Here is a 13,103-nt window from a genome sequence, read left to right as displayed (position 1 = left end):
GCCCTAGGCCGCCAATGACGGGGGCTAGCTACCCCACTCTTTGAGGAGATCACACACTCGCTTCACCAGGTCGGAGCGAGTGTTCGGGGAGACTCGCGCAGCCATCGTTCGTGCCACTGCGCAGCTGTTCAGCTACTCCCCTGGCTGGCGCTTCACCGCCGCGACCCTTTCGAGCACGCGACCGGTGCACGCCAGGATCTCGGGTTCGGCGCGGCGGATGAATGTCCCAATCAAGCTGTCGGGCCCGTAGCGACGAGTGATTTCGTTGATCCGGTCCACGGGATTCGTGGGGGTTCCGTCGGGCGTGGTGTTCATGTCGCAGTAGCACAGCGCGTCATTGAGCTGGCCGCTCTCGCGAGGGAACTCCTCCTCCAGCTCCTCGCGCAGGCCGCGAGCCTCGGCCTCCATCCACGCACAGGAATGGTGGGCGACCAAGCGCACGACCCGTTCGTCGGCGTTCGCAACGGTCCGGAGGTAGCGAGCGCCGTCAAGCGGATGGAATCCGGTCTTGGCCAAAGCGGGCGCGTAGCCGATGTCGTGCAGGACTGCGGCGACTTCCAGCAACTCGGCATCGTCGCCCAAAACGGGGCTCAAAGAGCGAGCACGCTTGGCGACCCCCAGTGAGTGCGCCCAGCGACGCGGGAGCGGATCAGACAACAGCGATTCCGAGAGCGAGTAAGCCCACTCAGTCATTCCCATAGCGGCCAAGAGTACGGCCGAACGGTGGACGTCGGGAGAGCACGCACCGTTCGCTCGTTGCCATGAACTGCGGCGGGCAGGCCGCTACCTCCCCTCTGGGGAAATCGCCGCCACCGACGACCTACGCGTCTCGCTCCCCTCACTCAGTTCCCATGCCAGACCAGCTCCCACCAAATCTGCAAAGCATCAGACTTAATCGAGGTCCATGGTGTTACATGGCGGCATGCCCACTCCGAGGCGCCGTGGATCCCGGCCCTCAACTTGTTTTTTACCGACAAAGGAGCACTCCTGTGGCTCTAGCTCCGCCATCCACGCGATCGCTACTGCTCTCCAGTAAAACCAATAACATCCCGCTAAGTTCCGCTACTGGCTTTACTGTAATGCACGACGGCCAGCCCTTCCTGGTGACAAATTGGCACGTCGCCAGCGGAAGGAACCCGATCACCGGCCAGCCAATGGCAAAATCAGGCGCAACACCGGACACCTTGACTATTAGACATTTGACTAAAGTCACCTCAGAAGAAGTCAACTGGGATGACTTCGATGAACCTTTGATCGACAGCGAAGGACGGCCTTTGTGGTTCGAGCACCCCGACTACGGCAGGAGAGTTGATGTTGTAGCGCTTCCGCTCACCAATACTAAAGGTGTCCACATTCAGCCCTACGGACCCGAGGTCATGAAATCCACGCTCCGAGCCGGCATCTCAGATTGGGTAAATATCATCGGTTTTCCCTTTGGCCAATCTGCTGGAGGGTCGCTACCGATCTGGACCAAGGGCGCAATCGCCTCCGAGCCGGAGGTTGACTACGACCTCCTCCCTTGCTTTTTGATTGACGCGCGTACGCGTCAAGGCCAATCCGGATCTCCAGTCCTCGCCTACTCCCCGGGTGGCGCAACCGAGATGGCAGACGGCAAAACCGGTTTCCTATCTGGACCAGCAGGAAACCTGCTCGGGGTCTATTCAGGACGCATCAATAGTGAATCTGACATCGGGCGCGTATGGAAATTTCATACGGTTGCAGAGCTAATTGTCGCGCGACACAGGGGAGATAATTCACTGAACGGGAATCGATAAGGGTGAGAGCGGTACATTACACCGCCCGACCGCTACACGAATTTCATTACTGACGAGTCAACTAAAGGCTGTCCCGTAATCGTTGGGCGTGCCGATCGTTAATCCCGGCGTGGAGCAAGTGATCAGAGCCGACCAGCCGTCGTGGAGCCCGGTGTTCACCGGCTTGTCCGAGTGGCAGTTCCGCGCATTGGTGGGCCTGGCGGCCGACCGCGGCGGCCAGCAGTGCGGTGCGGGTCGGCGATGGGGGTTGCCGCTGGCCGACCGGGTGCTGCTAGTGGCCGTCTACTACCGTACGAACCTGACGCTGCGACAGGTCGCGCTGCTGTTCGGGGTCTCCAAATCGGCGGCCGGGCGCATCGTGGAGCACCTGGCCGGATACCTGGTGCTGGCGCAGGTCGAGGGCCAGCACCCGAGCGACACGGTGCTGATCGTGGACGGCACGCTGGTACCCACCCACGACCGCAATCTGTCGGCCCGCTCGAAGAACTACCGCTACTCGGCCAACCTGCAGGTCGTCATCGACGCCAACACCCGCCTGACCGTGGTGGTCGGCGAGCCGCTGCCCGGCAATCGCAACGACACCCGCGCCTACACCGAGTCCGGCGTCAAGCGGCAGTGCCGGGGCGCGGCGGTGATGGCGGACGGCGGCTACCAGGGCAAACCACGAGGTGATCATGCCCTACCGCAAGCCGCGCGACGGCCAGTCGCCACTTCCGGCGTGGAAGCAGGAACTGAACACGGTGCACCGGCGAGTACGCGCCCGCGTCGAACACGCCCTGGCCCACATGAAGACCTGGAAAATCCTGCGCGACTGCCGCCGCAAAGGAAGGGGTGTGGTACGCCGCCCGCGCCATCGCGTTGATGCGCAACCTGACCATGACCATCTGAGCGGACCAGCAGCAGCGAGTCAGGGCCCACCGACACCCGTCCATTGCATTACAGGACAACCTTTAGGCGCTGCCGCCGAGTTCGTTGATGCGGGTGCGGAACTTCTCCACGTCATCACCCATCGCAATGAGCAGGAACCGGCGAGGATCTTCGACGGGCGCTTCGGCGACCGCGCTAGCGAGTTCGTCGTACCGGGCCTGCGCCTTCTCCAACTCCGGGACGAGTTTGGCCAACTGTTGCTCTGGTGGCAGCGCACGGAACTGTCGCCCGAGGTCTTCATGTAGCGCGCTCACGACTGGGTCGTCGAGCCAGGCGTCCACCGCGTCGAGGTCTGCGGGATCGAACGCGGCGGGGTCGCCGTCTGGGTCGTAGGTCACAACTTCATCCTATCAACCGTATGCGTTCGTGTCGCACCGCATGTGGTTCGTCGCGCGCGACGGCCACGATTAAACACACGTGTAGGACCCTGGAGATGGACTTCCTTGCGATGCGCTAGCGACACCGGTTGGCATAGCACGTGCGTGCGTTTCCGAAATTCCCGATCCGATTCCATAATGGAGATCTACATGCCTGAGACCCCGACGATGGCCTGGCGACAGTGTGGGCGCCCGCCTCGCTGGCGCTCATGCTGTCGGAGACCGCCAACTAGCTGCCCCTTCCCGGGCCACAGGTCGCCCGCGTGCGCCTGACGATCGACGCGCTGTACGGCGCCGAGACGTTGATCGCCACCGCCACCGCCGCCGCCGACATGAGCGACTGCGACCGCATCGCCGCCGTCGCCGGAGCCCGCGCCGCCCGCGAGATCGTGGCCGATCTGCTGGACTAACTTTGGGCCCGGCCCAGACTTGCAGATATGCGGTATGAAGATCGACTGCACGCAAGCGCGATGTCACGGACTGTCTGGCTCCGGCGGATGGTTGACGAGCCGCGTCAAGCATCAACCCGAGCACGAGACCAGCGGGACCGGCGGACGTGTTTGGAAGATTGCTAATACTTGATCCAGCATCAGCGAGTCAGGACCCACCGACACCCGTCCACTGCATTACGGGACAACCTTTAGAATCCCAACTGCCAGCGAATTCCTTCTCGCTTCATGTCAGAATATCTACCACTCGGATCATTTGGAGGCATACACTGAGCTGGCGTGACATGCACGCCCTGCAGGCTCTCAACCGGAGTCTCTTGCATGATCCTGTTCAATACGGAGACGACTCGTTCGAGCGTTTCCCCGAGGAGAGTCCCCGGCCCGGCATGCATGTGATTGTCCCAGTGTGACTCCACTCCCCACGCGTCTCGTCCACCCAGAGCATCCATAGAATTCAAGATAGCCTGCAAGTCCTCCCGAGGCAGACTGACCAGGATACGTTCAGGGTCACTCCCTTCCTTGACGGTGAGAGGACTTAGAGCTTCACCGTGTACAGAATTGCGGAATTTTCGCAGGATCTCAAGCAAGTGCTGCGCTTCCGAGCCTTCGTCAAAAATTGCTGCAAGTTTCGGGGCCGTAACCGCCACTCGTTCCAGCCAATTACGGCTCTGCCATCCCGCATTCCGCGGAGTCACGGAAATGCCGAGCACTCGATGAGCGGCGCGCGCCGATGCATCAAGAGCACCCATTAGGAAAATTAGGGCCGTGTCGAGACTGCGCAGCGCATCATCCGTAGAATCGCGATTCCCATGCATGTTGAGCGCGGCAAATAGCTCATCTCGCGATTGCAGCGCTCGCTCCACCCGCTGGACAAGCGAACTACTAAGCGCCGGAAGAGTGTCATCATTAGCCGCAAGTGCGTACTGCCCGAAAGCGGTCGACCATCGCCACATCGACGGCAGCAACTCCAAGGCGCCCGTAAAGAAATAAAGTCGCCGACTGCAGCGATATTGAAACTTCCCGTCAACGCCTCGGAAGTAGATGAAGACCCCTTGCCGCCGCAGGTACAGGCCCAATAGCGGCAGAGCTTCCTCCGGAGTGCATAGCAGCACGTTCTTAGCTTTATATTTCGCTTCACCGGAAAGGTAGTCACGGCGCGTGATATAAAGATCGGCAGAAATTTCCTCCGCAACTCTAGCGCCGAGCACGTCTGCCTCTCGTCGCTTAAGTGCCTCATCGGGCGCCAAGCTGCTGTAGGCGGGGTGATTTCTATCATTGCGGGCTATGAGTGCAGAATTTCCATAGATTGCATGCCCCGAAACACTCTGTTCATCTCCCGTGATAAATCCCCGCACCTCGCCGTCCTCATGCCTCTGATGTAGCACAGCCCATCCTGGCACGTGTTCTCCGCCCCACGGAGAGGTAATTCGCGCAGCAGAAGGAGGCGGGCCGTCATCCGCGTACCTCACCACCTGAACGTACGGATGAGTTAGCAACCCTGTCAGCAGTGCCTCTTTGGACCACGGTGAGGAATCGTCCACCAAAATCTCGTGATCCACCAGAACCACAATTTTGCGGAGTGGGGGTCGCGGTTCGAACAACTCGCGTGCATCATCGCTGGCGTCATCAGGCCATGCAAACTCTGATCTGCGGCGGCGATCGCCTGAAGAATTGAATCGCATCCCACTGACGATACGCGTCAAGATAGCTGGATGGCAGGCGATTTTGATCGTCGCACTCATGAGCCAGCGCCATGCGATCAGTCCGGCGACCACGAGCGGCATCAACGCCCGTTCGGGAAGCCGTGCCACTGGCGACACGCCACCACACAGTGCAGGCCTCCTCTCTGCACGGTATGCGATAGAGATCAGCACTTCATCGACGTCGTCGCCGAAAACGACCAGGTCAAGTTGGGTTTCGAAACGAACTGGAGCACGCCCTCCGGAGCCGTGTGCGCAGGTTCGAATCCTGCCGGGGGCACCCTGTATGAGGTGCCCAGAGACCCCGTAACCAGCAGTGATGCTGAGTGCGGGGTCTTCGCGTATGTGTGAGCCGTGGGCACCGCGGGATCGAGGCGTTCTCACCCGGCGTCCGGCAGTGTCTCCGGGGGCTGAGGCGGGTCCGGAGTCTGGTGTCGGTCTGCTCGGCGACCGTTCTCGCCCCGCAGGCTTGTCAGCCATGGCCAGAGGTCGGGTAGGGGTTGGGCCGAGCAGGCGAGTCGGTGTTCGATGCGGCAGCGCTGGAAGGGGTCCGGCGGGCACACGCCGTAGACCGTCACCCGCCCGTCGGACAACTCGATCCATCGATGCTCCGCCGGCACGGTGTGGGCCAACGGCTCCATGTCCGGCTCGAGCAGCACCCAGTCGTACTCCAGCGTCGCCACGCGATCGGCCGACAAGCCGCAGTAGAGGCAGCGTGACCGCCCGCGCTCCAACCTGCGTGGTCCCTCGTCCAAAGCCCCCATATCGCGAGGGTCGACAGCCCAGGCCCCCGTGCGAAGAGGGGATTCGGACGGAATGCCTGATGCGTGCACCCATTGTTGAAACGACGCACAACGCGGAAGGTGCGCCCCGCAACTGACGACCGACAGTGCGCGGCCGAGACCTCACTGAGCACCCCGGTCCAGGTGAGGCTTTGCCTACGCGGCGGCAAGCGTGTGGACCTCAAGTCGGGGAGCTGGTCGCCCATTTGAAGCCGGGATTGCGGGGAGGTTGCCGTGGGGGCCAGTGGCGTTCTGATCGACCAGACGACGTCGTGTGAGGCGGCGGCGAGGCTGCTCGAGGGCGGGCGTCTGCACGCCCGTGGAGCGTCGGTCGATGGGGGCTGTGACGCCCGGCACGGCGGAGCGGCCGGCGCATCTGTCGACGTTGCTCGACGCACTGCTCCTGTATGAAGAGGTGTGGGCGCTGGAGGCTCAACTGTCCTCTGACGCCGAGAAATTGACGATGCGTCAGGTGCTGTTCGACCGTCGCGCCTGCTCGAGGAGGCGACGGTCCACCGTCGCGATCCGGCCGGGGTCGAAACCCTGCGCCGCACGGACGGACGGGACTTGGAGCTTTACGGCGGTGACAGCCGGCTCCCGAGCGTGCCTGCGGTGACGGCCGCCGCTGAGACGTCGGAGCAGGGACCGGCCCAGTCTCCGGGCGGCTTCGCCAAGTCGGGGGCTGGGTGAAGTAGTTGATGGCAGCATCACCGGCATGGGCAGAGATCGGTACGTCGACTTCCTGCGTGCCTGGGCGATCGTGTCGGTCGTCGTCGGGCACTGGCTCATCACCGCGCTCGTGCGGGAGCCCGACGGGGCGATCCGTGCGCCGGAGTTGCTCGCCGAGATTCCGTGGACGCAGTGGCTGACGCTCGGGTTTCAGATCATGCCGCTGTTCTTTCTGGCTGGAGGGTACGCGGCGGGTGGGTCCTGGGCCGCCGCGAGCGGTGGCGTCTCGGGGTGGGTGCGGCGGCGGGCGCTGCGGCTGCTGGTGCCGGCCGGGATCTACAGCGGCCTCGTGCTGGTCGCCGTAGCGGTGTGTCAGGCCGTCGGGGTGGATTCCGGCACGCTCGAGCTCGTCGGGTGGGCCATGGCGATGCAGTTCTGGTTTCTGCCGGTGTATCTGGTGCTCGGCGCGCTGACGCCGCTGCTGTATGCGGCGCATCTGCGGTGGGGGCTGCTCGTGCCGGCCGGGATGGGGGTGGTCGCCGGAGTGGTGGCGTACGTGCCGTACGGAGGGCTTCTCGGCTACGTCCTCGTGTGGGGTGTCGCCTATCAGCTCGGCTTCTGCTGGCGGGACGGTCTGCTGCGGGGGAAGGGCCTCGCGCTGGTGGGCTGTGGTGGGGCGGCCTTTGTCGGGCTCGTCGCCCTCGGGCCCTATCCCGTCAGTCTCATCCGGGTCACCGGGCAGGAACCCAGCAACACCGATCCGCCTTCGCTCGCCATGCTCGCCTGGGTGGTGGCCCAGGTGGGCGGGTGCCTTCTGCTCGCCCCGCTCCTCAGGAGGGTGCTCGCGCGGGAGCGGGTGTGGCGGGTGGTCCGGAGTGTCGGGGGTGCCAGCATGACGCTCTATCTGTGGCACATGCTGCCCGTGCTCATCGTGGCCGCCGGCTTCTATCTGACCGGGCTCGCGCCCCAGCCCGCGCTCGGATCGCTCGGCTGGTGGGGGCTGCGGGTGCCATGGCTGGTGGTGCTCGGGGTCGTCATGGCCGGGGTGGTGGCGGGGGTACGGCCGTTGACGGGGATCCATGGGCGGGCTCGGCTCCCGGCACAGGGTCGCTCCTGGACACTCTGGCTCGGGCTGGCGTTCGCCGTCGTGTCTCTCGCTCGTTTCGCCGTGCACGGCTTCGCTCCTGACGGGCGGTTTCCCCTGCTGTCGGCGCTCGGGCTGGCGGTGGGTACCGCGCTGGTGATGCCGGGCGGTGATCGGCCTGTGTGCGACCGTGACCTTCCACACAGATCATCCACAGTCGCGTCCGGCAACTCATCGGCGACTGAGGTGAGTTGACGACGGGTCCGTTTCGCGGCCTGTTTGCGGAGTGCAAGCAACCGGGCATGTTTCCCTTTCAACTATGGCCTTTCCGGCTTTCGTCCAGTTCACTCGGGACGGCCTGCCGCAAGGCAGTTCGGACCACAGGAAGCATGTACGGATATGTCCAAATCGTCCGAGAATCCGCAAGTACCGATAAATCCCCATCCCGTTAGCGCCGCCGAGGTCATCCCCGGGGATCTCCTCGCCCTGGCGCCGGAGGATGTCGAGGGGCCGCGCTGGTACGTCGTCACGCACACGCTGCCCGAGTCGCCGGAGACGATCCGGCTGACGTTGCGGCCCCCGTTGGGTGGTGTGGACCGCGACGAGGTGCTCGGGCGGGAACGGCCGGTGACCGTCGCCTGCCGGCGGATGGATGTCGCCGCTGTGCCCCGGCTGTCCTCGCCCCCTCTCGACGACGTCGAGTTCCGGGACGGGGACCGGGTGGGGTCCCTGCGGGCCGTCGATCCGGGTGCCGTCGAGGTGACCTTCGTACGGCGGTGGGGGGTCTGGCATCGGGATCTCGATCACTGTGCCGAGTCGCCCGTGTCCGACCGTGACGTGCGGCGGTGGGCCGCCGACGCGGACCGGGAGGGGTTCGTCGTACGGCATCACCCTCGGCCCGCGCGCGAGGCCGCCGCCGCCGGACCTCGACGGGTCGTCGTCACCGGGCTCGGGGCCGTCACTCCGCTCGGTGTCGGGGTCGACGAGCTGTGGCGGGGGCTGCTCGACGGACGGCACGGGATACGGGAGTTGGACGACGAGGAGTTCCGTGAGCTGCCGGTGCGGGTGGCCGGGACCGTACCCGTCGATCCCGTCACGCTGCTGCCCCGCGCTGCCGCTCGGCGGATGAACCGTGCCGCCCAGTTCGCCGTGCTGGCCGCGCGGGAGGCCTGGGGGGATGCCGGGTTCACGGACGGCGGGACGGTCGAGAGCGGGCTCGACCCGGCGCGAGTGGGGGTGAGTCTCGGGGCGATCCTCGGGGACGCGTCCGTGCTCGTGGGCGGGGACCGGAAGCTGCGGGACAAGGGGCCCCGTGGGGTCTCACCGCTCACCACACCCATGACCGTGCCCTCTCAGGCCGCCTCCCAGGTCTCCCTCGACCTGCATATCACCGGCGAGGCCCGGACCGTCACCAGCGCCTGCGCCTCCGGGACCGAGGCGATCGGGCAGGCCATCGACCGCATACGGTACGGCCGGGTCGACCTCGCTCTCGCGGGTGGCGCGGAGGCTGTCGTCACGCCGGCGATCATGGCCTCGTTCGCCTCCATGCGGGCGCTGTCCCAGGCGGGGCTCGCTGAGGGGTCGCCCTCGCGGCCGTTCGCCAAGGATCGGGACGGGTTCGTGAACGGAGAGGGCGCGGGGGTGCTCGTACTCGAGGCCGAGGAGCATGCCCGGGCCCGCGGTGCGCGGATCTACTGCGAGGCCGCCGGGTGGGGGCTCTCCGCCGACGCGCATCACATGGCCGCGCCCGATCCCTCCGGGAGCGGGGTCGCGCTGGCCGTGCGGCGGGCGGTGCGGGATGCGGGTGGGTACGTCGTGGACGTCGTCCATGTGAACGCGCATGCGACGGCGACCGTGGAGGGGGACCTTGCCGAGGCGGGTGCTCTGCGAGCCGTGCTGGGGCGACGCTCGGTGCCGGTGACCGCGTTGAAGGGGCACCTCGGGCATCTGCAGGGGGCCGCGGGTGGGGTCGAGGCGGTTGCTGCCGTGCTGACGTTGCATCACGGAGTGGTGCCGCCGACCGTGGGGTGCCGGGAGGTCGACGACGCGGTCGGGCTGGATGTGGTGCTCGGGGAGCCGCGGGAGTTGCCGACCGACGGCGACCTGGCGCTCAGCAACTCGTTCGGGTTCGGGGGGCACAACGCGGTACTGGCCTTGCGGCGGCTCGGACTCGGGCTCGGGCTCGGGCTCGGGCTCGGGCTCGGGCTCGGGCTCGGGCTCGGGCTCGGGCTCGGGCCCGGGTAGTTCGGCACCGCCGGGCCGCGGTGTGGGAAGGGACAGCCGGCTCGTCTCAGGCCGAGCGCTTGCGGGGTGTTGCCCTCTTTGCTGTCGTCTTCTTCGCCGAAGCCGTGGACTTCGACGCCGTGGACTTCGACGCCGTGGACTTCGACGCCGTCTTCTTCGCCGCCGTCTTCTTCGTCGCCGTCGACTTCTTCGCCGACGCCGCCGTCTTCTTCGCGGAAGCAGTCGTCTTCTTCGCAGCCGCGGTCGCCGTCGCCGTCGACTTCTTGCCCCCCGCCTGCTTCGGTGTGGCGCGTGCCGACTTGCGCTGGGGCAGGTGGCGGACCTCCGCGGGCTCCTCGCCCCGGGACTCCTTCGCGTCGCGGACGCTCTTCTCCAGGGCGGCCATGAGGTCGAGGACCTTGCCGCCCTTCGCGGGCTCCGGAGCCTCGGGCACGGTCTCGCCGGCCGCCTTGGCGGCGACGACCTCCTCCAGGGCCTCGCGGTACTCGTCGTGGAGGTCGTCCAGGTCGATCTCGCCCAGGGTGTCCATCAGCGCGTCCGCGAGGTCCAACTCCTTGTCGTTCACCGTGACCTTGGTGTCGGGTGCGACGCCCTGCGGGGCCCGGACCTCGTCCGGCCACAGCAGCCCGTGCATGGCGATCGCGTCCTCCACGACCCGCAGCATGCCCAGTCGCTCCCGGCCTCGTAGCGCGAACTTGGCGATGGCGACCTTGTTGCTGCGCTTGAGCGCCTCCCGTAGCAGCGTGTACGGCTTCGCCGCCGGGGCGCCGCCCGCCGCGAGGTAGTACGCGGCGTCCATCTGGAGCGGGTCGATACGGTCGGCCGGTACGAAGGCGACGATCTCGATCGTCTTGGCCGTGGGGAGGGGGAGGTGGGCGAGATCGTCGTCGGTGATCGGGATGATCGTGCCGTCGGCGTCCTCGTAGCCCTTGCCGATCTCGGCCGAGCCGACCTCCTTCTCCTCCAGCTCGCAGACCTTGCGGTAGCGGATGCGGCCGCCGTCCTCCAGATGGATCTGGCGGAAGGAGATCGAGTGGCTCTCGGTGGCGTTGACCAGCTTGATGGGGATGCTGACCAGGCCGAACGAGATGGCGCCGTTCCATATGGATCGCACGATCAGCACCTTTCAGGAACATAAAGGCTATTAGGGCGTTATCCGACCATTCCGTGGGATTCTCATCGTATGACGCCGATCACCGAGGTGGACGGGCACCGGCTCGCGCTCAGCAATCTGGACAAGGTGCTGTATCCCGCGACCGGGTTCACCAAGGGCGAGGTGCTGCACTACTACGCGACCATCGCCGACGTCCTGCTCCCCCACCTGCGGGACCGGCCGCTGTCCTTCCTGCGGTATCCGGACGGCCCCGAGGGTCAGGTGTTCTTCGCCAAGAACGTGCCACCGGGTACGCCCGACTGGGTCACCACCGCCGAGGTGCCCAGGTCGGAGGGGCCGGCGCGGATGGTGCTGGTCCAGGACCTGGCGAGCCTGATGTGGGCCGCGAACCTCGTCACGGAGTTCCATACGCACCAGTGGCTGATCCAGCGGCCCAGCCATGCCGACCGGCTCGTCTTCGATCTCGACCCCGGTTCTCCGGCCACCGTCGTCGACTGCTGCGAGGTCGCGCTCTGGCTGCGGGAGCGGCTCGCCGAGGACGGGATCGAGGCGTACGCCAAGACGTCCGGGTCCAAGGGGCTGCATCTGCTGGGCGCCGTGCACCCCACCCCCTCCGAACGGGTGAGCGAGTACGCCAAGGAACTGGCGGTCGCCGCGGAGCGCGCCCTCCCCCGCCTCGCCGTGCACCGGATGACCAAGAGCCTGCGGCCCGGAAAGGTCTTCGTCGACTGGAGCCAGAACGCGGCCCGGAAGACGACCGCCACGCCCTACACCCTGCGGGCCCGCCAGGAGCCCACCGTCTCCGCCCCCGTGACCTGGGACGAGGTCGAGGCGTGCCGGTCACCCGGCCACCTCACCTTCCTCGCCACGGACATCCCGCCCCGCCTCCAGGACCACGGCGACCTGCTCTCCCCGCTCTTCGATACCGCCGACGCCGCTCGACTGCCCTAAGCGGGTCGGGTGAAGTCCTCCACGGTTCGGCAGCGCCCTGAAGGGGCGCGGGGAACTGCGCGACCAGCCACGACGGCGCCGCGGACGGCCGACGGCAGGACGTCGTCGAGCCGCACCGGACGTCGGCTCAGCCGCCGGAGGTCCACGTGTGCCGGTCGCGCGCCATCGCGTGCAGGGCCTCCACGTCCGCCGGCTTGAGCATCCCGCCGAGCCGGGCCAGGCTCTCCACCTCCGTGTCCGCGATGATCCGGACCTCCCTCGGCGGGGCGGTGATCCGGACGTCCGTCGGTCCGACGAGGGCGAGGACGGGGTGGACCTCGGCGGTCAGGGCGTAGGAGGCGCGGTCGGCGTCGGCGCGGACGCGGCGCAGCAGCGGGTGGGGCTCGCGGCGGCCCAGGGAGACCATGGGGTCGGCGACCGTCACCCGTTGCTTGCGGGCGTACACCGAATGGATCGCGAAGAGGCCGCCCGGACCGATCGCCAGATGGTGGACGCGATCGCCGCCGGGCAGCGGGACCGAGTGCAGGACGTGCCAGCCCGCCCCGTCCAGCCGGTCCAGCGCCTCCCCCACCGCCTGCTCGGCCAGCAGCGCCCTGCGGCGCGGGTCCGGGCGCAGCCGGTGCGGTGGTCCCGGGTCGCGGTCGAGGGCGATCTGGAGGGCCTCACCGGGGCGGTTGGGCGCCAGGTCGTCGTCCGGGTGGAGGGTGAGCCGGGCGAGCTCCGCCGGTGTCGGCACCGGGGGCGGACCCACCGCCACCGGGCCGGTCAGGAAGGGACCGAGGACTTCGAGTACGTCGTCCCTGCGGTCCTCGCTCAACAGGTTCACCCGGGCCGCCTCACGGTCGTACCAGGCGACGTTCCGCCCGTCCGTCAGGCACACGTAGAGCCGCTCCTGGCCGTGTCGCCAGGTCGGTATGACGCGCAGTCCGCTCATGCACCATCACCCCTTGACCATGGGAACAGGCGGGGTGCTCCAGGGGCAAGAAGGCGGTTACCTTTGGGAGTAGTTGGGTGGGGGAGTTGGGGAGGCG

Annotated in this window: 11 protein-coding genes, 1 tRNA gene and 1 pseudogene; 7 read left to right on the top strand and 6 right to left on the bottom strand. The window is 66.6% G+C overall.

Annotated features, from left to right (window positions below):
• Nucleotides 1–132: 132 nt before the first annotated feature.
• Nucleotides 133–699: an HD domain-containing protein gene (locus tag TN53_RS27265; protein ID WP_199924657.1), complete on the bottom strand. Its 567-nt coding sequence runs from the start codon at nt 697–699 to the stop codon at nt 133–135.
• Nucleotides 700–989: 290 nt separating this feature from the next.
• On the opposite strand from TN53_RS27265, the gene TN53_RS47460 reads away from it, so the two are divergent.
• Nucleotides 990–1,775: a trypsin-like peptidase domain-containing protein gene (locus tag TN53_RS47460; protein ID WP_159038207.1), complete on the top strand. Its 786-nt coding sequence runs from the start codon at nt 990–992 to the stop codon at nt 1,773–1,775.
• A 109-nt stretch (nt 1,776–1,884) separates the two neighbouring features.
• Nucleotides 1,885–2,663, top strand: a pseudogene (locus TN53_RS27260) (transposase).
• A gap of 62 nt (nt 2,664–2,725) precedes the next feature.
• On the opposite strand, the gene TN53_RS27255 reads toward TN53_RS27260, so the two are convergent.
• Nucleotides 2,726–3,040 carry a hypothetical protein gene (locus TN53_RS27255; protein WP_046261319.1) on the bottom strand — a complete coding sequence of 105 codons (315 nt, stop codon included), beginning with the start codon at nt 3,038–3,040 and terminating at the stop codon, nt 2,726–2,728.
• A gap of 302 nt (nt 3,041–3,342) precedes the next feature.
• Between TN53_RS27255 and TN53_RS47455 the strand changes: the two genes are divergently transcribed.
• The gene (locus tag TN53_RS47455) at nt 3,343–3,489 is read left to right on the top strand and encodes a hypothetical protein (protein WP_159038206.1); all 147 of its coding nucleotides are present in this window, start codon (nt 3,343–3,345) and stop codon (nt 3,487–3,489) included.
• A 230-nt stretch (nt 3,490–3,719) separates the two neighbouring features.
• On the opposite strand, the gene TN53_RS47450 is transcribed toward TN53_RS47455, so the two are convergent.
• Complete coding sequence (locus tag TN53_RS47450) at nt 3,720–5,312, bottom strand: hypothetical protein (protein ID WP_159038205.1); 1,593 nt, start codon at nt 5,310–5,312, stop codon at nt 3,720–3,722.
• A 105-nt stretch (nt 5,313–5,417) separates the two neighbouring features.
• Between TN53_RS47450 and TN53_RS47445 the strand changes: the two genes are divergently transcribed.
• Nucleotides 5,418–5,508: transfer RNA gene (locus tag TN53_RS47445), tRNA-Phe, on the top strand.
• A gap of 100 nt (nt 5,509–5,608) precedes the next feature.
• Here the strand turns inward: TN53_RS47445 and TN53_RS27250 are convergent.
• Nucleotides 5,609–5,992, bottom strand: coding sequence for a DUF6083 domain-containing protein (locus TN53_RS27250; protein WP_046261318.1), 384 nt, complete (start codon nt 5,990–5,992; stop codon nt 5,609–5,611).
• 733 nt (nt 5,993–6,725) lie between these two features.
• On the opposite strand from TN53_RS27250, the gene TN53_RS27240 reads away from it, so the two are divergent.
• Both TN53_RS27240 and TN53_RS27235 read left to right on the top strand, forming a co-directional pair.
• Nucleotides 6,726–8,018, top strand: coding sequence for an acyltransferase family protein (locus TN53_RS27240; protein ID WP_046261316.1), 1,293 nt, complete (start codon nt 6,726–6,728; stop codon nt 8,016–8,018).
• Nucleotides 8,019–8,162: 144 nt separating this feature from the next.
• A complete protein-coding gene (locus tag TN53_RS27235; RefSeq protein WP_095046757.1) occupies nt 8,163–10,007 on the top strand; it encodes a beta-ketoacyl-[acyl-carrier-protein] synthase family protein in 1,845 nt (614 codons plus the stop codon).
• A gap of 46 nt (nt 10,008–10,053) precedes the next feature.
• On the opposite strand, the gene TN53_RS27230 is transcribed toward TN53_RS27235, so the two are convergent.
• Nucleotides 10,054–11,130, bottom strand: a complete 1,077-nt coding sequence (locus TN53_RS27230) for a Ku protein (protein ID WP_046261315.1) — start codon at nt 11,128–11,130, stop codon at nt 10,054–10,056.
• 60 nt (nt 11,131–11,190) lie between these two features.
• Here TN53_RS27230 and ligD point away from each other — a divergent pair, with 60 nt between their 5' ends.
• On the top strand, nt 11,191–12,072 hold the full coding sequence (gene ligD / locus TN53_RS27225) for a non-homologous end-joining DNA ligase (RefSeq protein WP_046261314.1): 882 nt from the start codon (nt 11,191–11,193) through the stop codon (nt 12,070–12,072).
• A 127-nt stretch (nt 12,073–12,199) separates the two neighbouring features.
• Here ligD and TN53_RS27220 read toward each other — a convergent pair whose 3' ends face one another.
• Nucleotides 12,200–13,006, bottom strand: coding sequence for a nuclease-related domain-containing protein (locus TN53_RS27220; protein WP_046261313.1), 807 nt, complete (start codon nt 13,004–13,006; stop codon nt 12,200–12,202).
• Nucleotides 13,007–13,103 lie beyond the last annotated feature (97 nt).

This window comes from Streptomyces sp. WM6386, from assembly GCF_000972385.1.
Lineage (GTDB): Bacteria > Actinomycetota > Actinomycetes > Streptomycetales > Streptomycetaceae > Streptomyces.
The sequence above is the reverse complement of the archived record's forward strand: the minus strand, read 5'-3'. Positions and strand labels throughout refer to the sequence as shown.

Bases quoted from the DNA above. Each gene is read 5' to 3' on its own strand.
- TN53_RS27265 (WP_199924657.1), bottom strand. From the start codon at position 699: ATGGGAATGACTGAGTGGGCTTACTCGCTCTCGGAATCGCTGTTGTCT.
- ligD (WP_046261314.1), top strand. From the start codon at position 11,191: ATGACGCCGATCACCGAGGTGGACGGGCACCGGCTCGCGCTCAGCAAT.
- TN53_RS27240 (WP_046261316.1), top strand. From the start codon at position 6,726: ATGGGCAGAGATCGGTACGTCGACTTCCTGCGTGCCTGGGCGATCGTG.
- TN53_RS27235 (WP_095046757.1), top strand. From the start codon at position 8,163: ATGTCCAAATCGTCCGAGAATCCGCAAGTACCGATAAATCCCCATCCC.
- TN53_RS47450 (WP_159038205.1), bottom strand. From the start codon at position 5,312: ATGCCGCTCGTGGTCGCCGGACTGATCGCATGGCGCTGGCTCATGAGT.
- TN53_RS27220 (WP_046261313.1), bottom strand. From the start codon at position 13,006: ATGAGCGGACTGCGCGTCATACCGACCTGGCGACACGGCCAGGAGCGG.
- TN53_RS27250 (WP_046261318.1), bottom strand. From the start codon at position 5,992: ATGGGGGCTTTGGACGAGGGACCACGCAGGTTGGAGCGCGGGCGGTCA.